The sequence below is a fragment of the Bradyrhizobium sp. B124 genome, from assembly GCF_038967635.1.
Lineage (GTDB): Bacteria > Pseudomonadota > Alphaproteobacteria > Rhizobiales > Xanthobacteraceae > Bradyrhizobium.
The window spans coordinates 1,463,924-1,489,411 of sequence record NZ_CP152413.1; the positions used below are offsets into that span (position 1 = coordinate 1,463,924).

28 protein-coding genes are annotated in these 25,488 nt (G+C 63.8%); 15 read left to right on the forward strand and 13 right to left on the reverse strand.

Annotated elements, in window-relative coordinates:
- From ribH to glyA, 5 genes are all read right to left on the reverse strand, one after another.
- On the reverse strand, nt 1-492 hold the full coding sequence (gene ribH, locus AAFG13_RS06875; RefSeq protein ID WP_342711553.1) for a 6,7-dimethyl-8-ribityllumazine synthase: 492 nt from the start codon (nt 490-492) through the stop codon (nt 1-3).
- A 202-nt stretch (nt 493-694) separates the two neighbouring features.
- Nucleotides 695-1,303: a riboflavin synthase gene (locus AAFG13_RS06880; protein ID WP_342711554.1), complete on the reverse strand. Its 609-nt coding sequence runs from the start codon at nt 1,301-1,303 to the stop codon at nt 695-697.
- Entirely contained in the window at nt 1,303-2,463 is a 1,161-nt protein-coding gene (ribD, locus tag AAFG13_RS06885) for a bifunctional diaminohydroxyphosphoribosylaminopyrimidine deaminase/5-amino-6-(5-phosphoribosylamino)uracil reductase RibD (protein ID WP_342711555.1), read from the reverse strand. Before ribD ends, AAFG13_RS06880 begins: the two co-directional genes overlap by 1 nt.
- A complete protein-coding gene (gene nrdR, locus AAFG13_RS06890) occupies nt 2,460-2,942 on the reverse strand; it encodes a transcriptional regulator NrdR (RefSeq protein WP_050400938.1) in 483 nt (160 codons plus the stop codon). The genes ribD and nrdR overlap by 4 nt, the downstream gene beginning before the upstream one ends.
- Before the next feature lie 26 nt (nt 2,943-2,968).
- Complete coding sequence (gene glyA / locus AAFG13_RS06895; protein WP_212315014.1) at nt 2,969-4,270, reverse strand: serine hydroxymethyltransferase; 1,302 nt, start codon at nt 4,268-4,270, stop codon at nt 2,969-2,971.
- 622 nt (nt 4,271-4,892) lie between these two features.
- Between glyA and AAFG13_RS06900 the strand changes: the two genes are divergently transcribed.
- Nucleotides 4,893-7,172, forward strand: a complete 2,280-nt coding sequence (locus AAFG13_RS06900; RefSeq protein WP_342711556.1) for a TonB-dependent siderophore receptor — start codon at nt 4,893-4,895, stop codon at nt 7,170-7,172.
- 256 nt (nt 7,173-7,428) lie between these two features.
- On the opposite strand, the gene AAFG13_RS06905 is transcribed toward AAFG13_RS06900, so the two are convergent.
- Nucleotides 7,429-7,710: a hypothetical protein gene (locus AAFG13_RS06905; protein WP_342711557.1), complete on the reverse strand. Its 282-nt coding sequence runs from the start codon at nt 7,708-7,710 to the stop codon at nt 7,429-7,431.
- Nucleotides 7,711-8,178: 468 nt separating this feature from the next.
- On the opposite strand from AAFG13_RS06905, the gene AAFG13_RS06910 reads away from it, so the two are divergent.
- The 7 genes from AAFG13_RS06910 to AAFG13_RS06940 all read left to right on the forward strand — a co-directional run bounded on the left by AAFG13_RS06910 (nt 8,179) and on the right by AAFG13_RS06940 (nt 12,589).
- The gene (locus AAFG13_RS06910; protein ID WP_212315020.1) at nt 8,179-8,553 is read left to right on the forward strand and encodes a DUF2946 family protein; all 375 of its coding nucleotides are present in this window, start codon (nt 8,179-8,181) and stop codon (nt 8,551-8,553) included.
- A gap of 57 nt (nt 8,554-8,610) precedes the next feature.
- Complete coding sequence (locus AAFG13_RS06915; RefSeq protein ID WP_212315022.1) at nt 8,611-9,615, forward strand: hypothetical protein; 1,005 nt, start codon at nt 8,611-8,613, stop codon at nt 9,613-9,615.
- Nucleotides 9,616-9,617: 2 nt separating this feature from the next.
- The gene (locus AAFG13_RS06920) at nt 9,618-9,968 is read left to right on the forward strand and encodes a copper resistance CopC family protein (RefSeq protein ID WP_212315024.1); all 351 of its coding nucleotides are present in this window, start codon (nt 9,618-9,620) and stop codon (nt 9,966-9,968) included.
- Nucleotides 9,969-10,007: 39 nt separating this feature from the next.
- The gene (gene copD, locus AAFG13_RS06925; RefSeq protein WP_249132390.1) at nt 10,008-10,955 is read left to right on the forward strand and encodes a copper homeostasis membrane protein CopD; all 948 of its coding nucleotides are present in this window, start codon (nt 10,008-10,010) and stop codon (nt 10,953-10,955) included.
- 189 nt (nt 10,956-11,144) lie between these two features.
- Nucleotides 11,145-11,378 (forward strand): hypothetical protein, encoded by a 234-nt coding sequence (locus AAFG13_RS06930; RefSeq protein ID WP_342711558.1) that lies wholly within the window; start codon nt 11,145-11,147, stop codon nt 11,376-11,378.
- Nucleotides 11,379-11,489: 111 nt separating this feature from the next.
- A complete protein-coding gene (locus tag AAFG13_RS06935; RefSeq protein WP_212315030.1) occupies nt 11,490-11,879 on the forward strand; it encodes a PRC-barrel domain-containing protein in 390 nt (129 codons plus the stop codon).
- A gap of 395 nt (nt 11,880-12,274) precedes the next feature.
- Nucleotides 12,275-12,589 carry a hypothetical protein gene (locus tag AAFG13_RS06940; RefSeq protein ID WP_342711559.1) on the forward strand — a complete coding sequence of 105 codons (315 nt, stop codon included), beginning with the start codon at nt 12,275-12,277 and terminating at the stop codon, nt 12,587-12,589.
- A 430-nt stretch (nt 12,590-13,019) separates the two neighbouring features.
- On the opposite strand, the gene AAFG13_RS06945 is transcribed toward AAFG13_RS06940, so the two are convergent.
- Complete coding sequence (locus AAFG13_RS06945) at nt 13,020-13,322, reverse strand: hypothetical protein (protein ID WP_212315033.1); 303 nt, start codon at nt 13,320-13,322, stop codon at nt 13,020-13,022.
- Between the two features lie 73 nt (nt 13,323-13,395).
- Between AAFG13_RS06945 and AAFG13_RS06950 the strand changes: the two genes are divergently transcribed.
- Complete coding sequence (locus tag AAFG13_RS06950; protein WP_276327612.1) at nt 13,396-13,518, forward strand: hypothetical protein; 123 nt, start codon at nt 13,396-13,398, stop codon at nt 13,516-13,518.
- Between the two features lie 947 nt (nt 13,519-14,465).
- Here AAFG13_RS06950 and AAFG13_RS06955 read toward each other — a convergent pair.
- From AAFG13_RS06955 to AAFG13_RS06970, 4 genes are all read right to left on the reverse strand, one after another.
- Nucleotides 14,466-14,687: a hypothetical protein gene (locus AAFG13_RS06955; RefSeq protein ID WP_212318770.1), complete on the reverse strand. Its 222-nt coding sequence runs from the start codon at nt 14,685-14,687 to the stop codon at nt 14,466-14,468.
- A gap of 20 nt (nt 14,688-14,707) precedes the next feature.
- A complete protein-coding gene (locus AAFG13_RS06960) occupies nt 14,708-14,938 on the reverse strand; it encodes a hypothetical protein (RefSeq protein ID WP_092125669.1) in 231 nt (76 codons plus the stop codon).
- Nucleotides 14,939-15,224: 286 nt separating this feature from the next.
- The gene (locus tag AAFG13_RS06965; protein WP_018271925.1) at nt 15,225-15,743 is read right to left on the reverse strand and encodes a MarR family winged helix-turn-helix transcriptional regulator; all 519 of its coding nucleotides are present in this window, start codon (nt 15,741-15,743) and stop codon (nt 15,225-15,227) included.
- A 665-nt stretch (nt 15,744-16,408) separates the two neighbouring features.
- The gene (locus AAFG13_RS06970) at nt 16,409-16,870 is read right to left on the reverse strand and encodes a DUF6163 family protein (protein WP_050422596.1); all 462 of its coding nucleotides are present in this window, start codon (nt 16,868-16,870) and stop codon (nt 16,409-16,411) included.
- Between the two features lie 218 nt (nt 16,871-17,088).
- Here AAFG13_RS06970 and hemB point away from each other — a divergent pair, with 218 nt between their 5' ends.
- Nucleotides 17,089-18,153: a porphobilinogen synthase gene (gene hemB / locus AAFG13_RS06975; RefSeq protein WP_212318768.1), complete on the forward strand. Its 1,065-nt coding sequence runs from the start codon at nt 17,089-17,091 to the stop codon at nt 18,151-18,153.
- Between the two features lie 5 nt (nt 18,154-18,158).
- Here hemB and AAFG13_RS06980 read toward each other — a convergent pair whose 3' ends face one another.
- On the reverse strand, nt 18,159-18,548 hold the full coding sequence (locus AAFG13_RS06980) for a DUF6151 family protein (RefSeq protein WP_342713563.1): 390 nt from the start codon (nt 18,546-18,548) through the stop codon (nt 18,159-18,161).
- 407 nt (nt 18,549-18,955) lie between these two features.
- On the opposite strand from AAFG13_RS06980, the gene AAFG13_RS06985 reads away from it, so the two are divergent.
- Nucleotides 18,956-19,498, forward strand: coding sequence for an RDD family protein (locus AAFG13_RS06985; protein ID WP_212318765.1), 543 nt, complete (start codon nt 18,956-18,958; stop codon nt 19,496-19,498).
- An 86-nt stretch (nt 19,499-19,584) separates the two neighbouring features.
- Nucleotides 19,585-20,361 carry an arginyltransferase gene (locus AAFG13_RS06990; protein WP_092114746.1) on the forward strand — a complete coding sequence of 259 codons (777 nt, stop codon included), beginning with the start codon at nt 19,585-19,587 and terminating at the stop codon, nt 20,359-20,361.
- Nucleotides 20,362-20,381: 20 nt separating this feature from the next.
- On the opposite strand, the gene AAFG13_RS06995 is transcribed toward AAFG13_RS06990, so the two are convergent.
- Nucleotides 20,382-21,755, reverse strand: a complete 1,374-nt coding sequence (locus AAFG13_RS06995; RefSeq protein ID WP_212318763.1) for an Nramp family divalent metal transporter — start codon at nt 21,753-21,755, stop codon at nt 20,382-20,384.
- A 121-nt stretch (nt 21,756-21,876) separates the two neighbouring features.
- Here AAFG13_RS06995 and AAFG13_RS07000 point away from each other — a divergent pair, with 121 nt between their 5' ends.
- From AAFG13_RS07000 to AAFG13_RS07010, 3 genes are read left to right on the forward strand one after another with little or no spacing between them, the layout of a single operon-like run.
- Nucleotides 21,877-23,007: a PspA/IM30 family protein gene (locus AAFG13_RS07000; RefSeq protein ID WP_342711560.1), complete on the forward strand. Its 1,131-nt coding sequence runs from the start codon at nt 21,877-21,879 to the stop codon at nt 23,005-23,007.
- Entirely contained in the window at nt 23,004-23,666 is a 663-nt protein-coding gene (locus AAFG13_RS07005; RefSeq protein ID WP_212318759.1) for an OB-fold-containig protein, read from the forward strand. The genes AAFG13_RS07000 and AAFG13_RS07005 overlap by 4 nt, the downstream gene beginning before the upstream one ends.
- Before the next feature lie 3 nt (nt 23,667-23,669).
- A complete protein-coding gene (locus AAFG13_RS07010) occupies nt 23,670-25,421 on the forward strand; it encodes a flotillin domain-containing protein (protein ID WP_342711561.1) in 1,752 nt (583 codons plus the stop codon).
- The last annotated feature ends 67 nt before the right edge of the window (nt 25,422-25,488 follow it).

The following is a 25,488-nucleotide window of genomic DNA, read 5'->3' on the forward strand; positions in this document are numbered from 1 at the left end:
TCAGGCCTTTGCCAGACGGCGTTTGATCCGCAGCATCGCGATCGCCGCGCGCGCGGCGTCGCCGCCCTTGTTCAACTCGCTGGCACGCGCACGCGCCCAAGCCTGCGCCTCGGTGTTGACGGTGAGGATGCCGTTGCCGAGCGGGAATTTCCGGCTCACGGCCAGATCCATCAATCCGCGCGAGGACTCCTGCGAGACGATCTCGAAATGGATGGTGTCGCCGCGCACCACGCAGCCGAGCGCGATCGCCGCGTCATAGGGCTTGCCGTTCGCCGCCGCCGCATCGATCGCAATCGCGATCGCGGCCGGAATCTCCAGCGCGCCCGGCACGGTGATCACGTCATGGCTGGCGCCGACCGTCTTCAGCTCGGCGAGCGCGCCTTCCAGCAGCGCATCCTGGATGTCGTCATAAAACCGGGCCTCGACGATCAGCACGCGTGCGCCTGTGATGTCGGTCTGGTCCTTCAGGGGTGCGCGCCGCGCGTCAGCCATTTAGATATCCATTCATTTTGTTGACATTTTCCGAAAACGTTGGATGTCAACGTGTTGCGAGTTTGTAGTCGCCGCAACGACTGAAGCCAAGCAGGGAATGCTTCAAACACGGTCATTCCGGGATGGTCCGTAGGACCAGACCCGGAATCTCGATATTCCGGGTTCGATGCTGGCGCATCACCCCGGAATGACGGCTACGCCGTCATTTCATCTCCGACAGCCGCGCCGCATAGCGGGCCATCAGATCGACCTCGATATTGACCTCGCTGCCGGCCTTCCAGCCGCTCAGGGTCGTGACGGACAGCGTGTGCGGGATGATCAGCACCGAAAAGGTGACATCGTCGACCGTATTCACGGTCAGCGAGACGCCGTCCAGCGTGATCGATCCCTTGGCGGCGATGAAACGCGCCAGCTCGCGGGTGGTTCGCAGCTCGAACCGCGCCATGTCGGGTAGATCGTCGCGCTTGACGATGGTGGCGATCCCGTCGGCATGCCCGGCCACGATGTGACCGCCGAGCTCGTCGCCGATCTTGAGTGCGCGCTCGAGGTTGAGCCGGCCACCCTGTGCCCAGTGCCTGGCGGTGGTCATGCCGAGCGTCTCGGCCGCGGCATCGACATCGAACCAGGTCTTACCGTCAGCGGTGCCGGAGGCGACCACGGTGAGGCAGACGCCGTTGCAGGCGATCGAGGCGCCGTCCGCGATCGTGGTCTGGTCGTAGTCGCAGGCAATCCGCATCCGGTGCAGCTGCCCCTGCGCCACGGGCTTCAGGCTGGTGATCTCACCGATATCGGTGACAATTCCGGTAAACATTACGCACGCTCGTAGATCATGAGACTGTCGTTATCGAGGGTTTCGCTAGCACGAAGGCGGAAGGCGGGCGACTGCGTGATTGCGGCGAGCGGCATTGCGTCCAGCGCGGGAACGCCATCGGCACCGATCGGTTCAGGTCCGCGTAACAGCCAGATTTCATCGACCAGGCCGGCTGCCACGAAAGAATTTGCCACGCGCGCGCCGCCCTCGACCATCAGCCGTGTGACGCCCTTCTCCGCCAGCGCATGCAACACCGCCGGCAGATCGAGCCCCGGCTGCGCGCCTGAGGCAACGCGGATCACCTCTGCCCCGGCAGCGCCGAGCTTCATCGCAGCCGGCGCCTCGGCAAGATCCGACGTCATCACCCAGAGCGGGGTCTCGCGCGCCGAATGCACCAGGCGGCTGTCGCCGGAAATCCGCAGTGCGCGATCGAGCACCACCCGCACCGGCGAACGCGCCGCCATGCCGGGCAACCGGCAGGTCAGGAGCGGATCGTCGGCCTTCACTGTGCCGATGCCGACCAGGATCGCATCGCTCTGCGCGCGCAACAGATGCACGCGCCTCTGCGCAGCCTCGCCGGTAATCGCTACCGGCGTGTGGCCACCCGCTGCGATCTTGTCGTCGGAGGACACTGCGAGCTTGAGGATCACGTGCGGGCGCTGGTCCGTGATCCGGCGGAAATGCCCGGCATGGTCGCGCGCAGCCTCGGCCGCGCACAGCCCGACATCGACTGCGATCCCCGCAGCGCGCAGCTTGGCGTGCCCCTTGCCACCGACATCCGGATTGGGGTCCTCGATCGCCGAGACCACGCGGGCAAGCCCGGCCGCGACGACGGCATCCGCACAGGGCGGCGAGCGGCCGAAATGCGAGCAGGGTTCGAGCGTGACATAGAGCGTGGCGCCGCGCGCCGCCTCACCCGCGCGCCTCAGCGCCTCGACCTCGGCATGCGGGCGGCCGCCGGGCTGGGTCCAGCCGCGGCCGACAATCACGCCATCCTTGATGATGACGGCGCCGACCGCCGGATTGGGCCAGGTGCGCCCGAGCCCGCGGCGGCCGAGCGCAAGCGCGAGCTGCATGAAGCGCAGATCGGCGGCCTTTGCAGTTTCCTTCGCCTCTTTGGCTTTCTGCCCGAGCTGCTCTTCCAGAATGCGGAAGATCATTTTCGCAACGTCGCGATCCGCGGGTCCTCTTCGCCGGTCAGCTCGTCGAGCACGGCCTCAAAGTCCTTGGCCTCGCGGAAATTGCGGTAGACCGAGGCGAAGCGCACATAGGCGACGTCGTCGAGCTGGCGCAGATGCTCCATCACGATCTCGCCGATCGCCTCCGAGGAGACCTCCGCCTCGCCGCCGCTTTCGAGCTCGCGGACGATGGTGGACACCATCTTCTCCACCCGCTCCGACTCCACCGGGCGCTTGCGCAATGAGATCTGCAGCGAGCGGACCAGCTTGTCGCGGTCGAATGGCACGCGGCGGCCGTTGCGCTTGATCACGGTCAGTTCGCGCAGCTGCACCCGCTCGAAGGTCGTGAAGCGGAAGTTGCAGGCCATGCAGACGCGCCGCCTGCGGATAACCGCGGAGTCCTCGGTCGGACGCGAGTCCTTGACCTGCGTATCAAGTGAATTGCAGCTCGGGCAGCGCATCCGACGGGACCTTTACGAACGAACGGCTACTGGTAGATCGGGAAGCGATCGGTCAGCGCCTTGACGCGTTCCTTGATCGCGGCCTCGACCAGCGGCGCCTTGCCGTCCGGCGACTGCGCCAGCGCGTTCAGCACTTCCGCGATCATGCCGCCGACCTGCTTGAACTCGGCGACGCCGAAGCCGCGGGTCGTCGCAGCCGGCGTACCGAGACGCAGGCCCGAGGTGACGAACGGCTTCTCGGGATCGAACGGGATGCCATTCTTGTTGCAGGTGATCGCAGCGCGCACCAGCGCCTTCTCGGAGATGTTGCCCTTCAGGCCCTTCGGCCTGAGGTCGACCAGCATCAGATGGTTGTCGGTGCCGCCGGACACGATATCGAGGCCGTGGCTGCGCAGCGTCTCCGCCAACGCCTTGGCGTTCTCGACCACGTTCTTGGCGTAGACCTTGAAGTCCGGCCGCAGCGCTTCGGCGAACGCCACCGCCTTGGCGGCGATGACGTGCATCAGCGGGCCGCCCTGCAGGCCGGGGAAGATCGCCGAGTTCAGCTTCTTGGCAAGCGTCTCGTCATTGGTGAGGATCAGGCCGCCGCGCGGACCGCGCAGCGATTTGTGCGTCGTGGTGGTGGTGACGTGGGCGTGCGGCACCGGCGAGGCATGCACGCCGCCGGCGACGAGGCCCGCGAAATGCGCCATGTCGACCAGCAGATACGCACCGACCGAGTCTGCGATCTCGCGGAAGCGCTTGAAGTCCCACGCGCGCGAATAGGCCGAGCCGCCGGCGATGATCAGCTTCGGCTTGACCTGTTCGGCCTGCTTCTGGACTTCGTCCATGTCGATGATCTGATCCTCGCGGCGCACGGTGTAGTGCGCGGCCTTGAACCACTTGCCGGACATGTTGACCGGCGAGCCGTGGGTGAGATGGCCGCCGGCGGCGAGGTCGAGACCCATGAAGGTGTCGCCCGGCTGCAGCAGCGCCAGGAACACCGCCTGGTTCATCTGGCTGCCGGAGTTCGGCTGGACGTTGGCGAACCCGGCGCCGAACAGCTTCTTGGCGCGCTCGATCGCCAGGTTCTCGGCGACGTCGACCCACTCGCAACCGCCGTAGTAGCGCGCGCCCGGATAACCTTCCGCGTATTTGTTGGTCATCACCGAGCCCTGCGCCTCCAGCACCGCGCGGCTGACGATGTTCTCGGAGGCGATCAGCTCGATCTCATGGCGCTGCCGGCCGAGCTCGCCCTTGATCGCGGCGGCGATCTCGGGATCGGCCTCGGCAAGGGTTGCCGTGAAGAAGGAATCGGGCGCGGAAGCGGTCTTGGAGGATGAGGTCATCGGCGAAATATCTCCACCGCCGCAAGCCTTTAGGTGGGATGCGGACGGTCACGAGTGGCGGTCGAAGCTGGTGTCAGAGGGTTATCACATCACCCCAAAATGGCCAAGCCGTTGCGGTCCCCGGCGGTCAATTATGCCAGATATGGTGGGGATGCCGGGGATTGCCAGCCGGCGGGGCCGCCCCGCCCGCTGCCCGGTTCCGGTCCCCGCAGGCCGTGGCTGACGGGGCCCGCGGGGGCGGACGGGACGCCCCCTTCCCGATCGCGCGACCAGCCGAGGCTGACGCCTCAAGGCGGGCCGCGCCCTCGAGCTTCACCAGAGCGCCCCACCCAATCACGCGACGTCCGTTTCTCTCGATCATCACGTGCACGATCATGATGCATCGAGTCACGAGATGATTTTGAAGCGTTCGATTTTTGAATCGTTCGATCTTTGAATCATTCAACACTGGATCGATTCAAGCCTCTCACGCGATGCGTGCAATTGTACGTCGCACTCCGTTGTCTCCCAGTCACACACACGAGCTTTGCGTACAGCTTCGATAGCTTCTAACCGCGCGCGGGCTGTTCGCGAAAATCACCGTGATAACGACGCCGAAGACAATTCTCTTTGGGGGCGTTGAATGACGGACGGATGGATTCGGCCGCAGCGGTTTGCTGCTTCGGCTCTGGTGGTGCTTTCGGTTGCTGGTGCGGACGAGGTGTTCGCGCAGACGCAATTGCCGTCCGTGACGGTCGATGCGCCGCAGCACCGGCAAGCGGCGCGATCGCAGCAGCCTTCGCAGCGGACCACGCGCACACGAAGCGCCGTGCGCCGCGCAACAGTTGCACCAGCGGGAGCGCAGCCACAGGCGGCACAGCAGGCCGCAGGCTCAGGCGGCGGGCACGAGCGCGCCAACGGCCCGGTCACCGGCTATTTGGCGCGGCAGAGCGCCAGCGGCACCAAGACCAGCACGCCGATCATCCAAACACCGCAATCGGTGACGGTCATCAGCGCCGAGCAGATCCGCGACCAGAAGATCGTCAGCAAGTTCGACGAGGTGCTGCGCTACACGCCGGGCGTCGTCGGCGGCACCTATGGCGCCGACTTCCGCAACGACTGGTTCATGATCCGGGGCTTCCCCGCGCAGAACGAGTCGCTGTTCCTCGACGGCCTGCAGCTGTTCTACACCTCCTATGCAAGCTGGAAGCTGCAGCCGTTCAATCTCGAGCGCGTCGAGGTGCTGCGCGGTCCCTCCGGCATCCTGTATGGCGGCTCGGCGCCGGGCGGCCTCGTCAATGCGGTGAGCAAGCTGCCGCAGGCGGAGCCCATTCGCTACATCGAGGCCGGCGTCAATAATTTCGGCAACACCTATACCCAGTTCGACATCGGCGGCGCGACGGCGCAGCCCGGCGGCGGCCAGGTGCAGTATCGCCTGGTCGGCCAGGCCCAGGGCGGCGGCACTCAGACCGACTATGTCTACGACAACAATTTCTTCTTCGCCCCGTCGGTGACCTGGCGGCCCGATGCCGACACCAGCCTCACGGTGTTCGGCATGGCCTCGCACAGCAACACCCGTGCGCTGAACTTCCTCCCCTATGTCGGCACCGTCACCAACGCGCCGTTCGGCCGCATTCCGACCAGCCTGTTCGTCGGCGACCCCAGCGTCGACCAGTTCCGCCGCGACCAGGAGATAGTCGGCTACCAGTTCCAGAAGAGCGTGACTGACAGCGTCGACTTCCGCCAGAACGCGCGCATGGCGCATGTCGACGTCTATTACGCCGGGCTCTACGGGCTCGGCTACGCCACGACGCCGGCGGCGGCCGACATCACCCGCGGCAATTTCTACACCCGCGGCATCGCCACGCAGCTCAACCTCGACAATGAGCTCGAATATCGCTTCTCAACCGGCGCGCTGCAACACACCGCGCTGGTCGGCGTCGACCTGAAATATTACGGCATCGACGATCGCCAGGGTTTCGGCATGGGCACGACTCTCAACGTGTTCAATCCGGTCTACGGCAACAACCTGCCGTATAGCGGCTCGCTGTATCAGAACGCCTATCTCACCCAGGGCATGGCCGGGCTCTACCTGCAGGACCAGGTCAAGCTGGATCGCCTGACGGTCGTGCTGTCGGGACGGCAGGACTGGGTCGACCTCACCAACAACAACCGGATCGGCGCCGATCAGAGCCGCGACGACAGCAAGTTCTCCGGCCGGGTCGGTGCGATCTACAATTTCGACAGCGGCGTTGCGCCCTACGTCTCCTACATGACCGGCTACAATCCGGTCATCGGCACCAACGCCGCCGGCCAGTTGCTGCTGCCGGAGACCTCAGAGCAGACCGAGGTCGGCGTCAAATACGAGCCGGTCGGCCTCAACGCGCGGTTCGGCGCCGCGCTGTTCGATCTCAAGCGGAAGAACGCGCTGACCACAGATCCGAACAACACGCTGTTCCAGACCCAGAATGGCGAGGTCACCTCGCGCGGCGTCGAGCTCGAGGCTGTCGCGAACATCACGCGGGATTTCAAGCTGGTGGCGAGCTACACCAATTACGAGCTGTTCGTCAGCAAGGACCTCAATCCCGCGCTGATCGGTACCGTGCCGACCAACACCCCGCGGCAGCTCGCCTCGGTCTGGACCGACTACACCTTCCGCGACGGCCCGCTGAACGGCTTCGGCTTCGGCGGCGGCGTCCGCTATGTCGGCTCGTCCTTTGCCGACACCGCGAACACCGCGCGCGTCCCCGGCGTCGTGCTCGGCGACCTCGCCTTGCACTACGAATGGGACAACAACTGGCGCGCGGCGCTCAATGTCGTGAACGTCACCGACAATATCTACGTCGCGAGCTGCGCAACGATCAGCTCCTGTTACTACGGCGATCGCCGGCGCATCACAGCAAGCCTCACCTACAAATGGTGAGCGCGCCGCGAAACATTCCGTTCACAAATCCATCAATGAGACTGAGAGGCGGCATTCAGCCGCCTCTCCATTTTCTTGACGCCGTCAGGGCGGTGTCAGCATGTCGCGCTAGGTTCGAACAGCGGCTACACTTGCCGCGCCCAGACTGGCCCGCTCCGAATTGCGAGCCCCGGAGCGGGCCTTTTACATGGCGAACGTTTCCCACGACAACCCAAGGGCATCCGAGCCCGTCGCACGGGCCGCGCGCGGGCCAACGTCAGAATGCACTCCTGAACTGCGCGACATAGTCGGAGCTGCCATAGACCCACATGGGCTCGTCGCATTGTCGTGGGCCCGTGTCGTTCGTGCAGGCGGAACTCCACGGCGGAGCCGCGATCTGACGACCGACGATCCCGTATCCCTGCAGTCCGTTGCCGATTGTCGGTCCCGTGCCGACATGCGCTCGATCGCTGCCTTTGCCGGTTCGTGCATGAGCGAAGGCCTCGGTCGCAGGAGATGGCGCCAGCATGAGCGCCGCCAGAAGGTAGATCATCTTCATCGTTCAGCCGCCCTGATTGCGCCTCGCGCGGGCGAGGCATGTGTACGTTGCTGAAATGAAGACCGAGATCGGAGCCCGGATATTTCCCAATCACACAAATGTTGGCGGTGTTGCTACAGGGCTCGACGAGACGGGCATCGCGCCGCAGATCCAGGGCACTATCGCCGCAGGTCGGATTCTCGCACGCTGGCTCCCGCCGCCACAGGCGCTACGCTGGCGACCAGGACGCCCGACAACACGACATTGAGGACAAGCGCATAGGCCGCAATGAATGCGGCCAGCCGACCTACCTGTCACCTGAAAACAAATCGGCTCATCAGACTGATCCCCCCTCAGGCCGTACCGCAGCGCGTATGCGCGCCGTTGCCGACGCACAACACGCTCCATTAAATCGTCAACCTTCCTCCCTCCATTGTCACTTGGCTCGACGGCAGCCCTCCCTTGCGATAGATTGTCGCGGGTGGACCGATGCGCCGACAGCTGAAGAGATTTCTACCCCTAGTTCTGGTTGCCCTGCTGGTGCAGATCTTTGCACCGATCGGCGCTTGCTGGGCGGCGAGTCTTGCGGCCTCGGATCCGCTTACAGGCGCGGTCATGTGCCACGGCGGCGCGGTACAAGCGACCGGCCAGGACGATCAGACCGGTCACCGCGCGCACGAAGGCTGCTGCGCCGCCTGCAGCGTGCTGCAGACCGGCGCACCGATCACTTCGCCGCAGACATCAGCCGCGATCGCGATCGATCGCGTGACGAGCCAGGTCACCTGGCTGGATTTCGCGCCGCGCCTCTCCGGTCCAAGAGCCGCTTCCGAGGCCCAGGCGCGCGCTCCGCCGTTTCTGTCGTAAAGCCGCGCGGCCACCGGCCGCTGAGACCTTTACACATCAACGCCCGCGGAGATTCCCATGTTCATCCGTCATGCGCGCGCAGCCCTATCTGGCCTTGCCGTCGCGCTTGTTCCACTTTCTTCCAGCAACGCGCACGAAATCGTCGGCAACCGCTTCTTTCCGGCCACGCTCGGCATCGACGATCCCGGCGTGAACGACGAACTCTCACTGCCCACCGTATCCAGCTTCCACACCGGCGATGATCTGTCGTTCCGGCAGCGCGACTTCTCCGGCGAGTTTTCCAAGCGGATCACCGAGGCTTTCGCGATCTCCATTGGGTCGACGTACAGCTTCCTCCATCCACCTGGAGGACCGACCGGAACCGGCGCCCATGGCTTCCAGAACGTCGACACCACCTTCAAGTATCGTGTCTTCAAGGACGCCGAGCATGAATTCGTTATGTCGGTAGGGCTGAGCGTCGAATGGGGCGGCACCGGCGCCGGCAGCGTCGGAGCTGATCCGTTCAACACCTACACGCCGACCCTCTATTTCGGCAAAGGCTTCGGCGACCTGCCCGACACGTTGTCATGGCTGCGCCCCGTCGCGGTCACCGGACAGGTTGGCTACGCCATTCCCGGTAGGTCATCCACCACGACCTTCGGGGTCGATCCCGATACTGGTGATTTGACCTCCGATACTGAGTTTCATCCAAGGGTGCTGAACTGGGGCGCCACGATCCAGTACAGCCTGCCCTATCTGAAATCCGCGGTCGTCGATCTCGGTCTGCCGGATTTTATCAATCGCATGATCCCGCTTGTTGAGGCGACGTTGCAGACCCCGGTCGGAAACACGTTGACGTCGGGCACGATGACGACTGGGACCATCAACCCCGGCGTTCTCTGGGTCGGGAACACCTATCAACTCGGGGTCGAGGCGCTGATCCCGATCAATCGTCAAAGCGGAACCCGGGTCGGCATGATTGCGCAGCTCCATCTTTATCTCGACGATATCGATCCCCGGGGCATCGGCAGGCCGATCTTTGGCGGTCCGGTGCAGCCCGCCAGCCCGTTTGCGAGGAATTGATCATGCGACGCTCATCCCTGATCATCGCGCTCTTGCTGTCGCTTGCGGCCGGCAAGGCAGACGCCCACGCCTTTCTCGATCATGCCGAGCCGCGCGTCGGCAACAAGGTGGCGAGCCCGCCGCGCGAGGTGACGCTCACCTTCACCCAGAAGCTGGAGGCAGCATTCAGTTCGGTAACAGTCACCGGTCCATCCGGGCAGCGGGTCGATGCCGGAAAGGCGCGCGTGAACGGCAACCAGATGTCGGTCTCGCTGAAGGGCGGCGGTGTTGGGACCTATCACGTCAATTGGCACGTGCTTTCCGTAGACACTCACACGACCGAGGGGAACTTCACCTTCCAGGTTGGCCAGTAGAGCTTAGTCGCAATGGATTGGTCCGCAGCAGGAGCGCCGTTGATCGCGACGCGCGCCGTGCACTTCGCGGCAACGGCGATAGCGGTCGGAAGCGTTGTTTTCGGCCGCCTGATCGCCATGCCGGTCTTGCACAACCGCACCGCGGCGATGCCTGCGTTTCGGAGCCGGACGCGGCGGCATATCTGGGCCTGTCTTGCCCTCGCGGTGATCTCGGGCGCGATTTGGCTTCTGCTGCAGGCGGCGTCGATGAGCGGAATGCCGCTCATCGACGCTTTGACCGCCGACATCCTATCAACCGTCATCAACGAAACCCAGTTCGGTGAGATGACAATCATCCGCGCAGGTCTTGCGATCTGCCTGGCGGCCTGCCTCATCTCAGACCGCGCGGTGGTCGCACAATGGCTGGGGCTGGCTGCAGCGATCGGGCTTGCCGGCAGTCTTGCCTGGACCGGCCACGCCGCCTCAACCATTGGTCCGACCGGCTATCTGCATCTTGCAGCGGATGCGTTGCATACCGTTGCTGCTGCAGCCTGGATCGGTGGTCTGGTGTCACTGATCACCTTCTTGGCCACTCCCAAGGTCCGTGAGAGCATGTCGCTGGTCCGCGATGCCACCGAACGGTTTTCGATACTCGGCATCGTCAGCGTGGCCACCATCCTGCTCAGCGGCGTTGTCAACGCCGCCATTCTGGTCGGCTCGCTACATGGGCTCGTCGCCACCGAATATGGGCGGCTGCTGATGCTCAAGATAGCGATCTTCGCCGCGATGCTCGTGTTCGCGGCGATCAACCGCTTTCGCTTGACGCCGCAGTTCGCCGCCATCGAAAGCGAACAATCGTCTGTCGCCCTTCGTCAACTGATCCGTAACAGTGCGATCGAGACAACACTCGGACTGGGAATCATCGTCATTGTTGGGCTGCTCGGAACCCTGCATCCCGCCATTCACCTGCAAGACGTTTCCGACCTCTTGCTGACCAGGCAGCATTGACGCAACTTGCCTAGTCCTCATTCGCCCTGAACCGCCCGAGTCCCAAGCCGTGCTGCATATCGCCGCACCTCGACATTGGTTTTCGCTTGCCTTGACTCGAGTCAGGAGTCAGCGGGCTCAGCTCTAGGAACCATTGCTAGTTCTTCCCGTTCCACCTGCGCCGATAGATACGGCATTGGAGGAGAGAACATGAACGTTAAATCGATTGTCGCGGCAGCGTTGCTTGCCGCTTTTGTCACGCCGGCATTTGCATCGGACGAATTCTACGTCGTGCAGGACGTGAAGACGAAGAAGTGCACGATCGTCGATCAGAAGCCGGCCGACACGACGACCACCGTCGTCAGCCCGTCGGGCACCATCTACAAGACACGCTCCGAAGCCGAGACCGGCATGAAGAGCGTCAAGATCTGCACGTCCGACTGACAGGCGCTGAGCACGCCAGTCACCATACTTTGGGCCGAGCCGGCAGTCGTCATCCTGGGCGGTGGCGTCTGCCTGGTCGGTCATCTCCACTGAAGGCGAGGAGTTTCTCTTATGAAAAAGTTTGTTATCGGCTGCATCTCGGCTGCGGCGTTCGCTACCGCCGCGCATGCGGCGACCACGATGCCCGCCGCCCCGACGGACAGCTGGACCATCACCAACTACTACAAGCAGAACGTCTATGATCCGAAGGAATCCAAGATCGGGACGATCGACGACGTGCTCGTCGACAAGGCGGGCAAGGTGACCGGCCTCGTCATCGGCGTCGGCGGCTTTCTCGGCGCCGGCGAGAAGGACGTGATCGTGCCGTACACGGCCGTCAAATCGCAAAAGAAGGACGACAAGTGGTGGCTCACGCTCGACGAGACCAAGGACAGCCTGAAGGCTGCACCGGGCTTCAAGTACGATCGGGCCAGCACAACCTGGATGCCTGAGAACAAGTAACACCGAAAGTCCCGTCTGCTCGGCGGTGCATTGCCGATCAGGCAGCTTGACGAGCAAAGCGGAAACACTAGCCCCGGCGCATTCGCGCGCCGGGGCTTTTGCTTGCGCCTCGAACTTCGCCGCAGCCGGGTGAACAAGACGCAGTGAAGCCGGATTCCCGCGTTGATGACGATACCGCTGGCGACCAACCCTTGGGCGTGTTTCGGTTTCAAGACTGCTTGCTTGATCCGCAAACCAACGATCCCCGGGCGCCGGAGGTTTCACAGCGCCGGGGATCGCTACTCCCGGAGGGCTTGGGGGCAAAGGCCGGGAGCTGCGAGTCTACTCTGTCGATTTTCGTTGGTTCCTCGACAGAACAAGGGCCACGGACCGTCAGAGATCAGCGGCTCTGCTGGGTGTCGATCCGTTTGGATATGTGTCCCTCGCTGCTGCTCGGGCCGCATGTGAGCGATCTCACCAAAGATCCGCTGGTCAACTACGCCGCCAGGGAGCCAACGGCGAAGCCTGATCCGGAGAACTCGCGGCCCCAATACCTGCTCGGTGAAAGAATCGTCACGACTTCGACGAGCAGGGACAAGCGAACCCTGCAGTGCAGCGGCGGGATTTCGGTATCCGTCGGCGACGTCAAGGCGTCGAAAGAGGTGGAATTCACCGCGCAAAAATCAGCCGACGGAAAATTGTCCGTTTCGGTCGCTCCATTTCAGTTTTGACTTCGTAGCGGCGGCGTGAAGTCCGCCAATATGACGGCGGATCGCATCGATCGTCGCTTTGCCTGGAACCGGAACGGCAAGCTCAGAGTTGTGGTCATAGTCCGGGAGCGCGGAGAAACTTCCGTCCCGGCAATTTTCAATTCGGAAAGCCAGGTCGCTTCATTCATTCGCGCTCGCATCGCGAAGGGACGGTCGTGCATGCCGACGAAGCGGCATCATGGGATAACTGACATGAGCGTTTCGAGATCAAGGGAATCAACCATCAGGCGACATACAGCCTCGATGGCGCGTGTACTGACATGGCTGAAGAATACCTGCCCCGCCTGCGACGTGCCGGGACCAGAGCTCGCCACATCGCCGGTGCGCGTCTCCACCGATACGCGCCGGAGTACCCCTGGCTTCAGGGCTGCCGCCCGATCTCGAACCGGGATCAGGTGAGCCGGATTGCCGGTGAGCGCTGACGCGCGGCAACGCTCTTGCCGCGCGCATTGGAGCAAGGGAATTGGTTGCTGAAGAAGCTTTGAGCTTGGAACCTTACGGTGTCCCGACAATTGGGCTCTTGTTCCGGGCAGGAACCGATAAAGGGAAATGCATGGGACAAATCCGCCGCCGCGTGAAGCAAGCCGATACGCTCGAAATCCGGCTCACGCAGGGAGCGAAAGAACTTCGCGACCGTGCCGGGCAACTTCCCGCTGGTCGAGACCGTGACGCGCTGCTCCAGCGAGCGCAGCATAATGAAGCCGCCGCGCACATGTCGGAATGGCTGATGTCCCCAAGTCAACGGACGCCCATCTAGGAGGGCGACGATGCAGGCGAACCATCACCGCAACCATCATCATTTCGACGGCGTGGAGCTTGCCTTTGTCGGCGCTGCGGTGGTGTCGCTGATGGCCCTGCTCGCCAGCGTGGCGTGGCTCCTGCTGCGGTGAGCAATCGAATCGAAAAGGACCGTCACACGGGCGGTCCTTTTCTGCCGGTTGGAATGGATCTGTAAAAACTCAAAAGTTAAAAAGTGCTCTGTAAACAAAAGTAGTGCCGGCAGAGTTGTACTACGGCCATCCTGGCTTGCGATGAAATCCGGATCAGTACGGTGTTCCGGCGACGGAACCAGGCCGGCGGCGTTTCCGGACACACAGAGAGCCGCAGAAACCAGGCCGCGTGCTTGACTTGCGCGGCCCCCCTCCCCGCGACGTGCGGCAAAACAACCCGACGGGCAACTCAGCAAAAACCTGTCAACCGCCTTGCGCAAAAATATTTCGCTTTATCCGAAATACAACTCAGTGTATGGTCTGCCCGTCTCACCCGATCGAGGGGCGCTGCGCATCGTCACGGGTGTTGCGGTGAGATGCGGTGGACGCCGAGCGTGCGACTGACGAAGGCACGCGAAGCGGACGGTGAAGTCGTGTGGTCCTGACGCCCTAGCGGTAGGTGTCTTTTCGCATTGCGCGATGCGCGTTGTGAAGACGGTGACAAACAAGCCCAGTCTCGCCGGGGAGAGCACGAAGTAAGCCGTAAGCCATCGCGCAGGGAAAGCCGGATTGCTCCGGTTACACCTGTGGTCCTACCCCCGAGCTTCCTACCCATTGCTCGGGGCCCATGGGTGCGATCGGCACCCGGCTTTCCCTGCGCCCTCTGCGAGAGAGAGGGCGGAACGAGTTGCAAAACTTCGGACAGATGATGTCGCGAGAATGCGAAGCTGCGTCCTCATTCTCACCTCATTCTCAGCTGTCATCGCCCGGCTTGACCGGGCGATCCAGTACGCCGCGGCCTCTCGGCTCAAACACTAGCGTCTCTGGAATACTGGATCACCCGCATGCGCGGGTGATGACACCGAATAAGCTGTTTGACAGGTGAATCAGGCTACGATGCCAGACCGCTACAGCCCGGTAAACCCGGCCTTCACATGGTCGGTGCTGCCGTCGAGCTGGCGCAGATAGGTCAGACCGCACACGGTCAACCGATGCGTATCGCGCTCGCCCGCCTCGAACAGCGTCTGCACGTACTCTCTCACCTTCGCCCGTGCTTCGTCGCTTGCAGCGGACGTGCGGTTGAGCAGCAGATCATACGTCTGCATGATCCGATCGATCGCGGCTTCCATTGATGTCTCCGGGTTGACGCTCAGGCGACCACCAGCGTCTCGGCCTCGAACTTCGCGATCGCCTTGTTGGCGAGGCGGAGTCGGTTCAGCTCACCGCGCTGGAACAGCTTCACGACGATGCCGAGCAGGCGCTCATTGGTGGCGAATGTGTCGGGAATGACGCCGGATTTGCGCAGGTAATTCGACGCGATCGCGTAGGCGTCACCGACGACCTCGACGTTCAGCACCTCAATCCCGCGTTCGACCAGCATATCCCTGCCTCTCCATCAGCGTTTTCAAGCGAAGTGGACACCGGTTCGCGTGAAGAGAACGCGCCCAATTAAAGGATTGCAGCGTCATGAGGTCCAATTGGTCCTCATGATGCCCGGGCTAACGGATAAGCCGCAGGGAACGCCTTGGTTCCTCGCCGGGACCTATTTATTTTCGCAGGTGCAGCACGAAAAACGCATCGGCCGGGCATGACCGATGCGTTGACTGGAGGGAGGCTGCCGGTCTTGTGGGGGGGCCGGCTTGGCCATCAGGCGAAACGAGGAAGGCTCAGAGGCGATACAGGATCTGGTCGGTCCAGAAGCGCTCGAGGCGGTGCAGCGACTTGTTGAGACTCGCGAATTCCTCGTTCGAGATGCCGCCGACCTGCTCGACCGTCTTGACGTGCTTCTGATAGAGCGCATCGACGATCTTGCGGACTTCCTGGCCCTGCGGGGTCAGACGGATGCGGACCGAGCGGCGATCGACGCGCGAGCGCTGGTGATCGAGGAAGCCGAGCTCGACGAGCTTCTTCAGATTGTAGGAGACGTTGGAGCCGAGATAGTAGCCGCGGGTGCGCAGCTCGCCGGCGGTCAGTTCCTTGTCGCCGATATTGTAGAGGAGCAGCGCCTGCACCGAGTTGATGTCGGCGCGGCCACGACGATCGAATTCGTCCTTGATGACGTCGAGGAGCCGGCGATGCAGCCGCTCCACCAAAGTCAGGGCTTCGAGATAGAGCGGCTGCACCGGAGCTTGACCGGTAGCGCGATCAGCGGCATCCGCCGCCGTTGTCGCAACGGCTTTCATCATGACACTTCCCCTGTTTGTCGTTTTTATCGACTTTATTTCGACGAAACTTGTGTCCCGCCTGATAGGTCCAACGTAAGGGGGGCCGTTTGAATATCCGCTTAAATAAGAGAATAAAGAGATCATGAATTTAAGACAGTGAATCGTGGATTAAGCCCATGGATCAAGGACTTTTCGCAACTGTTCATTGACGGTGGCGGGCCCTTGTTCACGCTTCGTGTGCCTCACCTGTCACATTCGGAAACAGCAGCGTCTGAATTCGAAACGGTGGCGTAACGGGTATGAGGGAACCCTTTACGGTGACCGATCGGTTACCGGAAAATTCTTCGAAAATTTTATGGGAGTGCCTCGGGGCGGGACGCGTGGGATGCGCGCAAGCGGCCCCCGTTCGTCGCCGCGGCAGATCGGTTCCGCCGTCGGCCCGCGCAAAGCCGGCCGGCACACGCGCCGAGATCCGGTGAAATGGGTCCCGACGGCAGGTCCCGCAAAGGCGCTGCCGCGATGGGACGCCTTAAATGGGGATGCGATCTGTGGCATCCACCTAGCAGAACCAGCGACGCTGTCTTCTCGTTGCGCGCACGACTGGCAAATATTGGCTGTCACCGTCAGCTCTTCGCCGCGCTGTCGCAGCCAGGCAACAGTGCTCAAGCCATCGCGGTGCGCAAGGCCTATGGCGGGCGTTCGCGCGCCGACATCCAGGCCAGCGCCAGATAAGCCGCGAGCATCACGGCCTCGAGCCCGACCACGGTGAGGCTGCCGCCATAGATGCCCGGAAACATCAGCTCGATGACGGCCATCGACACCACGGTGGTCAACCAGACCACGGCGCCCCACGGCGTCGCAAGCCAGAGCCCGACGGCGGCGACGAGCTCGATGACGGCGAAATAGATCGTGGCGGTCTGCCAGGCCATCGACTGGTTCTCGAAGGCCTCCTCCTCGCCGCCGACGAAGCCCGTCACCTGGGCCCAGTGATAAAGGCCCTTGGCGACCGAGACGACGGCCATGATGCGCAGGAAGATGACAAGGCGCCGCGTCCACGCATTGTCGTCCGGCTCGATCCGGTCGGACGAGATCGCGCTCACCGAGATGGCGTTGTCCCGCGCCTGATCGCGTGCAGAGGTGTCAGACATCCGAATCGCCGCATGGCGGCCGCAAAATGGGGTTCATGGCGCAGTCTTGGCCCGCCGGGGGCCCAAAATCAATCGCCGTTGCGGCAGATCAAGGGCGTCAAGGGTGCAACAAGGGTGCAACAGGGCTGCAATAGCGGCGCAATGACGGCGCCCCTGACAGGTGCTAGAAGCGAACTTATATCAAGTCCAGACCAGCCGTCCGTCGAGGAGAAGACAATATGGCGATCAAATTCGGGCGCCCGATCGAACTGCGCGATACGCCGCGGCGCCAGACTGATGCCCTCGCCTCCCCCTCACTCGACCTCACGATCCGGATGCGCCGCAATCGCAAGTCCGAATGGGCCCGCCGCCTGGTGCGCGAGAATGTGCTGACCACCGACGACCTGATCTGGCCAATGTTCGTGGTCGATGGCCACAACGCCCGCACGCCGGTGGCCTCGATGCCCGGCGTCGAGCGGCTCACCGTCGACCAGATCGTCCGCGACGCCGAGCGCGCCGCAAAACTCAACATCCCCTGCATCGCGCTGTTCCCCTTCACCGAGCCGGCCCTGCGCGACGAGCAAGGTTCGGAAGCCCTCAACCCCGACAATCTGGTCTGCCAGGCCGTGCGCGCGATCAAGAAAGAGTTTCCCGATATTGGCGTGCTCTGCGACGTGGCGCTCGATCCCTTCACCAGCCATGGCCATGACGGGCTGATCGAGGGCGGCAAGATCCTCAACGACGAGACCGTCGCGGTGCTGGTCAAGCAGGCGCTGACCCAGGCCGAGGCCGGCTGCGACGTGATCGCACCGTCGGACATGATGGATGGCCGGATCGGCGCGATCCGCGAGGCGCTCGACGACAACGGCTTCGGCGACGTCCAGATCATGTCCTACGCGGCGAAATATGCTTCCGCTTTCTACGGCCCGTTCCGCGACGCGATCGGCTCGGCCAAGACGCTGACCGGCGACAAGCGCACCTATCAGATGGACAGCGCCAATTCCGACGAGGCGCTGCGCGAGGTAGAGCTCGACATCGCCGAGGGCGCCGACATGGTGATGGTGAAGCCGGGCATGCCCTATCTCGACATCGTCCGCCGCGTGAAGGACCATTTCGCGATGCCGACCTTCGTGTACCAGGTGTCCGGCGAATACGCGATGATCGCGGGCGCCGCCGCCAATGGCTGGATCGACGGCGAGCGCGCGATGATGGAGAGCCTGGTCGGCTTCAAGCGCGCCGGCGCCGACGGCATCCTCACCTATTTCGCGCCGAAGGCCGCCGAGAAGATCAAGGCGGAATCGTAACGGCGCTATGCGGGTCCGGCCGGCGCGGCTGGACGTGGACCGCAGAGCGGGCGCAGCGCCTCGCGCTCGTCCTGCGACAGCACCCTCAGCGGGTAGATCGGTTCATTTGTCTCGCGCTTGAAGAACGGATGCGGCCAGGCCTTGCCGCGCAGGCGCCAGCCCAACACCTTGCCGATCGCGCGCAGGATCAGCGGCAGGTTGAAGCCGGTCGATCCCTTCGGAGCTTCGCCGATCGCATATTTGCCGAGGATTGCGCCGGTTGGCCTGCCGAACACCTCGTCCACGCGCACCGCGCCGCCGTCGAAGGCCTGCGCCACGATTCCGACGAACGGGACGGCAGGTGTCAGCGAGTTGCCCACCGGCGAATTGCAGCAGGTGGTGTGCCATCGGTACAGCCCTTTGGGGCGTCAGGCGCAGCCCGGCGATCCTGTCATGCCCCTGCACGAAACTGAGCGACGCCGGGGCGACCTGGACGATGTCGGTACCGCCGTGGACATCGAGCAGATCGGCCCGGCCGATCCGGTGCATGAACGCCTGGCAGTCGTCGCAGTAGCAGACGACGCGGTTGGCGGCCGTCGGCGCGGCGTTCGTGACCACACCCCGAACCTCGCCACAGCGGCAGCGCAACCCGATCTGTGTGCCCATCTGTCCCCCGCCGTCACGCAACCGCCAGCCTACACCGAGGCGGGCGGTTTCGGCCGCCGAATCGCCGGAATATTTCGGCTAGTTAATGTTCGCGCGGACTTGGCAGGCGAGCCTCGTGCTCCCATGTCCTGCGCGGGAGTTTCATCGGAGGTTGGTCATGTCTTACGGCAATGACAGCGGCACCTGGCGCAACGACGGCGGCGTTCCGCCGCACGCGTTCGATCCGTTGATGCAGCCGGAACTGTTCCGCGGCGTGCTGACGCGGCGTATCTTTGCGTTCCTGATCGACCTCTTCGTGCTGTCGGTGCCGGTGATCCTGGCGGTGATCTTCATCGCGATCTTCGGCGTCGTCACGCTCGGCCTCGGCTGGGCGCTGTTCTGGCTGGTGTCGCCCGCTTCGATCGTCTGGGCCATCGTCTATTACGGCGCCTCGATCGGCGGGCAGCACTCGGCCACGGTTGGCATGCGCATGATGGATCTGGAACTGCGCACCTGGTACGGCGCGCGCGGCTATTTCGTGCTCGGCGCCACCCACGCGGTGCTGTTCTGGGTGACGATCTCGTTCCTGTCGCCGCTGGTGCTGCTGGTCGGACTCCTCAACGGCCGCCGCCGGCTGCTGCACGACATCATCCTCGGAACCGTCATGATCAACAGCTCGGTCCGGACCCAGGTCACCCCGGCCGCGCGGGCCTCTTATTAGGCCCGCCTAAACCAATTGACCGTTAGCCTCCGGGGGGCGATGCTAACTCGGCTGCCTGTATTGTATGTGGAGCCCGACGATCAGACGTGACCCAGCACTCGCGTGATACCCCCCAGTTCTATCTGACGGCGCCCTCACCCTGCCCCTATCTGCCGGGCCGGCATGAGCGGAAGGTTTTCACGCACCTGGTTGGCGACAAAGCGGGCGATCTCAACGACTTGCTGACCCATGGCGGCTTCCGCCGGAGCCAGTCGATCGCCTACCGCCCGGCCTGCGACGCCTGCCGGGCCTGCGTCTCGGTCCGGGTCGTCGCCAACGAATTCCGTCCCTCCCGCAACTTCCGCAAGGTGCTGGCCCGCAACGCCGACATCATCGGCGAGCAGCGCACGGCGGTCCCGACCTCGGAGCAATATTCGGTCTTCCGTGCCTATCTCGACCGCCGCCACCGCAACGGCGGCATGGCCGACATGACCGTGCTGGACTACGCGATGATGGTCGAGGACAGCCATGTCGAGACCCGGATCATCGAGTACCGCAAGCGCAATGCCGACAGCGCCATCACCGGCCGCGGCGACGAGCTGATGGCGGTGGCGCTGACCGACGTGCTCAGCGACGGGCTGTCGATGGTCTATTCGTTCTTCGAGCCGGGGCTTGAGGCCCGCTCGCTCGGCACCTTCATGATCCTCGACCACATCGCCCGCGCCCGCCGGCAGGGCCTGCCCTACGTCTATCTCGGCTACTGGATCGAGGGCTCCAAGAAGATGGACTACAAGGGCCGCTTCCTGCCCCAGCAGCGGCTCGCGCCGTCGGGCTGGCTGCGCGTCGACGCGTCAGGCGAGGCGCTGGCCGAGCCGCAGGACTAGCGCCTCTTCAGTCAGGCGCTCTAGGTGCCGAAGATCGTATCGATCAGCAGCTTCACGTTCAGGATCACGATCAGGCCGGCGACGATCCATGCTGCCACCGCAACGGGGCGCGAAATCGCGAACGCGCCCATCTTGCGCTTGTCGGACACGAAGCGCACCAGCGGGATCACCGCGAACGGCAGCTGCATCGACAGCACGACCTGGCTGAACACCAAAAGCTGCGCGGTGCCGCTCTCGCCATAGAGCGCCGCCACCACGATGACCGGCACGATCGCGATGCCGCGGGTCACCAGCCGCTGCAGCCAGTCGGGCAGCTTGAGGTCGAGAAAGCCCTGCATCACGATCTGGCCGGCGAGCGTTGCAGTCACCGTCGAGTTCAGGCCAGAGGCGAGCAGCGCCACGGCAAACAGCGTCGAGGCGATGCCGAGGCCGAGCAGCGGCGACAGCAGCTCGAAAGCCTGGTCGATCTCGGCGACATCAGAGTGGCCGCTCTTGTGGAAGGTCGCGGCCGCCAGCACCAGGATCGCGGCGTTGACGAACAGTGCCAGCATCAGCGCGATGGTGGAGTCGGTGGTCGCCCATTTGATCGCGTCGCGCCGGCCCTCCTCGGTGCGCGGATAGGCCCGGGTCTGCACGATCGAGGAGTGCAGATAGAGGTTATGCGGCATCACGGTGGCGCCGATGATGCCGATCGCGATGTAGAGCATCTCCGGATTGGTGACGATCTCGCGCGACGGCATGAAGCCGCCGATCACGCCGGCAATCGGCGGCGCGGCAGCGGCGATCTGGACCACGAAGCAGACCGCGATGACGATCAGGAGCGCGATCACGAAGGCCTCGAGGAAACGGAAGCCGCGGTTCATCAGGAGCAGCAGCAGGAACGCATCGAGCGCCGCAAGCAGCGCGCCGCCGATCAGGGGAATGCCGAACAGCAGCTTGAGTGCGATCGCAGTGCCGATCACCTCGGCGAGGTCGCAGGCGATGATCGCGGCTTCGCAGGCGAGCCACAGCAGCAAATTCACCGGCCGCGAATAGGTCGCGCGGCAGGCCTGTGCCAGGTCGCGGTCGGTCGCGATGCCGAGCCGGGCCGAAAGCGCCTGCAGCAGGATCGCCATCAGGTTGGAGAGCAAGATGACCGACAGCAGCGTGTAGCCAAACTTCGATCCGCCCGCGAGGTCGGTCGCCCAATTGCCGGGGTCCATATAGCCGACCGAGACCAGGTAGCCCGGCCCGGCGAAAGCCAACAGCCGCCGCCACCACACGCCCGTGCTCGGCACCGCAACGGTCGCGTTCACCTCGGGCAGGCTGCGCGCATGGCCGGCATCGCCCCGCCAGCCATCTGGCACGGCGTCAGGAGCAGAAACGGAAGACATTTCAGGAGTCCGAGCGTCCATTCGAGAAGCATGACCGATCCCTCCCGTTATTGCAACTCATTTGCAACTGCATCTAGGCTCACGAAAATGATACCGACTGCCTGTCTTGTAAAGTACTCAGGAAGTGCTTTACGTTAGACGCATGATCAAGCTATCCGTCGAGACGCCAACCGCAACGCTGCGTTACGCCCTCGCCCCCTACCCGTCGGGCATCGAGGCGATCGAGGCGACCTTTGCGGCCTACGACCGGATGATGGCGATCCTCGCCGAGGTCGCCCCCGTCGGCGCCAACCTCGTCTCGCTGCACGCCCAGGCCTACGAGAAGATCCGCAAGGAAACCGGCCTGCCCGCACGGCTGGTGACGCTCGGCCTGCGCGACCGCGCCAACTACATCGCAGGCGCCGCCGTCCGCCGGATACCGCTCGACGACAAGTTGTTTGCGATCAAGGGGCCAACTTCACTGACCATTAGCACTGTCAGCGGACGCGTCTTGGTGCCGTTCGACGTGCCGGGATATGTCTCGGGCTGGGAAAGCCCCTTCCCGGCGCATTTGATCTCGGATGGACGCGGCTACGAAATCCACATCGCCGTCAAATCGAAATCAGCACAACCGGAGGAGAAGACCATGCTTCACGAAGGCATCCTTGCGCGCATGGGCCGGCTTCTTGCCGCCATCGCCAGCCAGACCATCGACAACGTCGAGAGCAACAACAAGGTCGCGCTGGTCAAGCAGGCGATCCGCGAGATCGACGCGGGCGCCGACGAAGCGCGCTATGCGCTCGGCAAGTCGCGCGCCGAGGAATTCCGTTTGAAGAGGCGCCGCGAAGAACTGGATACCGAGACGACTGCTCTGAACGAGAAGATCCGTCTCGCACTTGCGGAAAGTCGCGAGGATCTCGCGCGCGCCGGCGTCGCACGGCAAATTGACCTGGAGTCGCAGGTGATCGCGCTGGAACGCGCGATGGATTTCATCGAACTCGAGATCGACGAGCAGACCAAGGCGCTGCAAGCCATGCTCGGCGCGCGCCGCGAGGCAGAGGCGCGATTGGCCGATCTCGAACAAAGTCTGATCCGCGAGGCCAAGGACGAAACCAGCCGGAGCCCATCGACGACCAATACATTGAGTGCCGAACGCGCCATGGCGGCGATCGCCCGGGTTACCGGTGTCCCCGCTGCAAGCGTGCTCGGCGACAAGGAGCTCGACGAACTCGATCGCCTGCACCGCGAAAAGGAAATCGCGGCGCGGCTTGAAAGGATCAAGTCAGAAAAATGAGTGCAGTTGGCGACATTCTGCTCGCCCCGGACGTGCGGCCCTTCGCGGTCGCGGCTGCGATCATGGTGGCACTTGGCGGTATCGAGCTGCTGACCACCATGGTCGGACTTTCGATCAGCGAACTCGTCGGTAAGGATTTCGCGGTCGAGGCCGAGAGCCACAATGCTCTCAGTGGCCTGTTTCTCTGGATCAACGCCGGGCGGCTTCCCCTCCTGATCCTGATCATCCTGATACTTGGCATATTCTCGATCGGAGGCTTCCTGCTTCAGGGACTGGCGCATGCCGCAGGCACCGCCATTCCGGTCTCGATTGCCGCGGTGATTGCTGCCGCAGGCAGCATCCCCGTGATCAGAAATACGAGCCGCGGCCTCGCCCGCATCATTCCGCGCGACGAGAGCTATGCGGTCAACGACAGCGACTTTGTCGGCAAGGTCGCAACCGTGTCGGTCGGCCCGCTCGATCAGGGCCTGCCCGGCAGGGTCCGTCTCAAGGATGTCTTCGGCAACTGGCACACCGTGTCGGCGCGGGCCAGCGCGGAGTCCGAGGCATTGCCGGTCGGCGCCAGCGTGTTGCTGGTCGACCGCGATACCAAAGGATTCATTGCGATCGCCGCTCCTTCCGACCTCATTGAACAACAACGATCTTCCAACAGGGCATAACATATGTGGGAACTTGCTGTACCCGTCGCCATTGGCGTCCTCGCGATCCTCGTCATTGGCCTGCTTTTCGCAAAACTCTACAAGCGCTCGACACGCGATGAGGCCTATGTGCGCACCGGCCTCGGCGGCCAGAAGGTCGTGCTCGACGGCGGCTCGCTCGTGCTGCCGATCTTCCACTCCACCGCCGCGGTGAACCTGAAGACCCTGCGGCTCGAGGTCGCGCGCGGCGGCCCGGATTCATTGATCACCAAGGACCGCATGCGCGTCGATATCGGCGCCGAGTTCTATCTGCGCGTCAAACCCGACTCTTCGTCGATCGCGCTGGCCGCGCAGACGCTCGGCAACCGCACCAATGACGCGGCCGAGCTCCGCGAACTGGTCGAAGCCAAGTTCGTCGACGGCCTGCGCTCGGTCGCCGCGACCATGAACCTTGAGGAATTGCAGGAGCAGCGCGCGACCTTCGTCAAGGCGGTGCAGGACGCGGTCGGCGCCGACATCCAGAACAACGGCCTCGAGCTTGAATCGGTGTCGCTGACCCGGCTCGACCAGAGCGACATCAAGCACTTCAATCCGAGCAATTTCTTCGACGCACACGGCCTCACCACCCTGACCAAGATCACCAAGGAGCGCGAACAGGAGCGCAACCAGATCGTCCGCACCACCGAGGTCAATATCGCCCAGCAGGATCTGGTGGCGCGGCAGACCACGCTGACGATCGAGAGCACCAAGCGCGAGGCCGAGCTCGCCCAGCAGCGCGACATCGCCAACAAGACCGCCGCGATGCGCGCCCAGACCGCGCAGGTCGAGCAGACCGCGTTGCAGAACGAAGCCGAGTACCGCATTCAGCAGGAGCTTGCGGTCGCCAACAAGCAGACCGAGGCCAACCAGGCCCGCGACACCCGCAAGATCGAGGCCGATCTCGCCGTCAAGCGCCGCACCACCGAAACCGACCGCGAGCTCCAGATCGTGGCGCAGGAGGCTGCGATCGCGGTCGCCACCAAGAGCAAGGAGCAATCGGAAGCCCAGACCATCGCCGAGACCGCACGCGCACTCGCGATCGCAGCCGAGGAAAAGGTCACCACCGCCCGCGCCACCGAGGTCGCCGAGCGCGACAAGATCATCAACGTGATCGCCGCGCGCAAGGTCGCCGAGACCAATGCGATGCCGATCACGGTGATGGCGGAGGCCGAAAAGCAGGCTGCAGCCAACAAGGCCGAGGCCACCAACGTGCTGGCGAAAGCCGACGCCAACGCAGCCACCACCCGCGCCGCCGGCGTCAAGGCGCTCGGCCAGGCTGAAGCGGAAGTCGCGACGTTGAAGGCCGAGGCGCGCAACAAGCTGAGCGCCGACATGATTGCCTACGATCTCAACCTCGCGCGGATCAACGTGATCCCGAGCGCGCTCGCCGAGGCGGTGAAGCCGATCGAGAAGATCTCCGACATCCGGATCTTCGACACCGGCAGCATGCTGGGCCGCGGCGGCACCAACGGCCATGCCAACGGCAATGGCGGTCTCGGGCTCGGCGACGGCCTCGCCGCGCAGTTGCTGTCGGTCTCGGCGTTCAAGCCGATGATCGACAAGATCCTCTCGGAGGCAGGCTTCCCGGCCGGCCCCGATGCGCTCACCAGCCTGACCAGCGCGCTGGCGCAGCGCAAGACGGAGGTTACTCCGGCGCCTGCGGTCAGCGACGACAGCCGGCCCGCGACGTTGGTCGGCACCATCACCGGTCAGCTCGCTCCGGGGCCCACACCGTGATGGTGTGACCGCGCTCTGCTATCAGTGACAAGGCCCGCCTCTCACGGCGGGCCTTGTTTTTGGCGTT

Excerpts from the sequence above, each read along its gene's own strand:
- ribH (WP_342711553.1), bottom strand. The coding sequence starts at position 492 with ATGGCTGACGCGCGGCGCGCACCCCTGAAGGACCAGACCGACATCACA.
- AAFG13_RS06880 (WP_342711554.1), bottom strand. The coding sequence starts at position 1,303 with ATGTTTACCGGAATTGTCACCGATATCGGTGAGATCACCAGCCTGAAG.
- ribD (WP_342711555.1), bottom strand. The coding sequence starts at position 2,463 with ATGATCTTCCGCATTCTGGAAGAGCAGCTCGGGCAGAAAGCCAAAGAG.
- nrdR (WP_050400938.1), bottom strand. The coding sequence starts at position 2,942 with ATGCGCTGCCCGAGCTGCAATTCACTTGATACGCAGGTCAAGGACTCG.
- glyA (WP_212315014.1), bottom strand. The coding sequence starts at position 4,270 with ATGACCTCATCCTCCAAGACCGCTTCCGCGCCCGATTCCTTCTTCACG.
- AAFG13_RS06900 (WP_342711556.1), top strand. The coding sequence starts at position 4,893 with ATGACGGACGGATGGATTCGGCCGCAGCGGTTTGCTGCTTCGGCTCTG.
- AAFG13_RS06905 (WP_342711557.1), bottom strand. The coding sequence starts at position 7,710 with ATGAAGATGATCTACCTTCTGGCGGCGCTCATGCTGGCGCCATCTCCT.
- AAFG13_RS06910 (WP_212315020.1), top strand. The coding sequence starts at position 8,179 with ATGCGCCGACAGCTGAAGAGATTTCTACCCCTAGTTCTGGTTGCCCTG.
- AAFG13_RS06915 (WP_212315022.1), top strand. The coding sequence starts at position 8,611 with ATGTTCATCCGTCATGCGCGCGCAGCCCTATCTGGCCTTGCCGTCGCG.
- AAFG13_RS06920 (WP_212315024.1), top strand. The coding sequence starts at position 9,618 with ATGCGACGCTCATCCCTGATCATCGCGCTCTTGCTGTCGCTTGCGGCC.
- AAFG13_RS06930 (WP_342711558.1), top strand. The coding sequence starts at position 11,145 with ATGAACGTTAAATCGATTGTCGCGGCAGCGTTGCTTGCCGCTTTTGTC.
- AAFG13_RS06935 (WP_212315030.1), top strand. The coding sequence starts at position 11,490 with ATGAAAAAGTTTGTTATCGGCTGCATCTCGGCTGCGGCGTTCGCTACC.
- AAFG13_RS06945 (WP_212315033.1), bottom strand. The coding sequence starts at position 13,322 with ATGCTGCGCTCGCTGGAGCAGCGCGTCACGGTCTCGACCAGCGGGAAG.
- AAFG13_RS06950 (WP_276327612.1), top strand. The coding sequence starts at position 13,396 with ATGCAGGCGAACCATCACCGCAACCATCATCATTTCGACGGCGTGGAG.
- AAFG13_RS06955 (WP_212318770.1), bottom strand. The coding sequence starts at position 14,687 with ATGGAAGCCGCGATCGATCGGATCATGCAGACGTATGATCTGCTGCTC.
- AAFG13_RS06960 (WP_092125669.1), bottom strand. The coding sequence starts at position 14,938 with ATGCTGGTCGAACGCGGGATTGAGGTGCTGAACGTCGAGGTCGTCGGT.
- AAFG13_RS06965 (WP_018271925.1), bottom strand. The coding sequence starts at position 15,743 with ATGATGAAAGCCGTTGCGACAACGGCGGCGGATGCCGCTGATCGCGCT.
- AAFG13_RS06970 (WP_050422596.1), bottom strand. The coding sequence starts at position 16,870 with ATGTCTGACACCTCTGCACGCGATCAGGCGCGGGACAACGCCATCTCG.
- hemB (WP_212318768.1), top strand. The coding sequence starts at position 17,089 with ATGGCGATCAAATTCGGGCGCCCGATCGAACTGCGCGATACGCCGCGG.
- AAFG13_RS06985 (WP_212318765.1), top strand. The coding sequence starts at position 18,956 with ATGTCTTACGGCAATGACAGCGGCACCTGGCGCAACGACGGCGGCGTT.
- AAFG13_RS06995 (WP_212318763.1), bottom strand. The coding sequence starts at position 21,755 with ATGGACGCTCGGACTCCTGAAATGTCTTCCGTTTCTGCTCCTGACGCC.
- AAFG13_RS07000 (WP_342711560.1), top strand. The coding sequence starts at position 21,877 with ATGATCAAGCTATCCGTCGAGACGCCAACCGCAACGCTGCGTTACGCC.
- AAFG13_RS07005 (WP_212318759.1), top strand. The coding sequence starts at position 23,004 with ATGAGTGCAGTTGGCGACATTCTGCTCGCCCCGGACGTGCGGCCCTTC.
- AAFG13_RS07010 (WP_342711561.1), top strand. The coding sequence starts at position 23,670 with ATGTGGGAACTTGCTGTACCCGTCGCCATTGGCGTCCTCGCGATCCTC.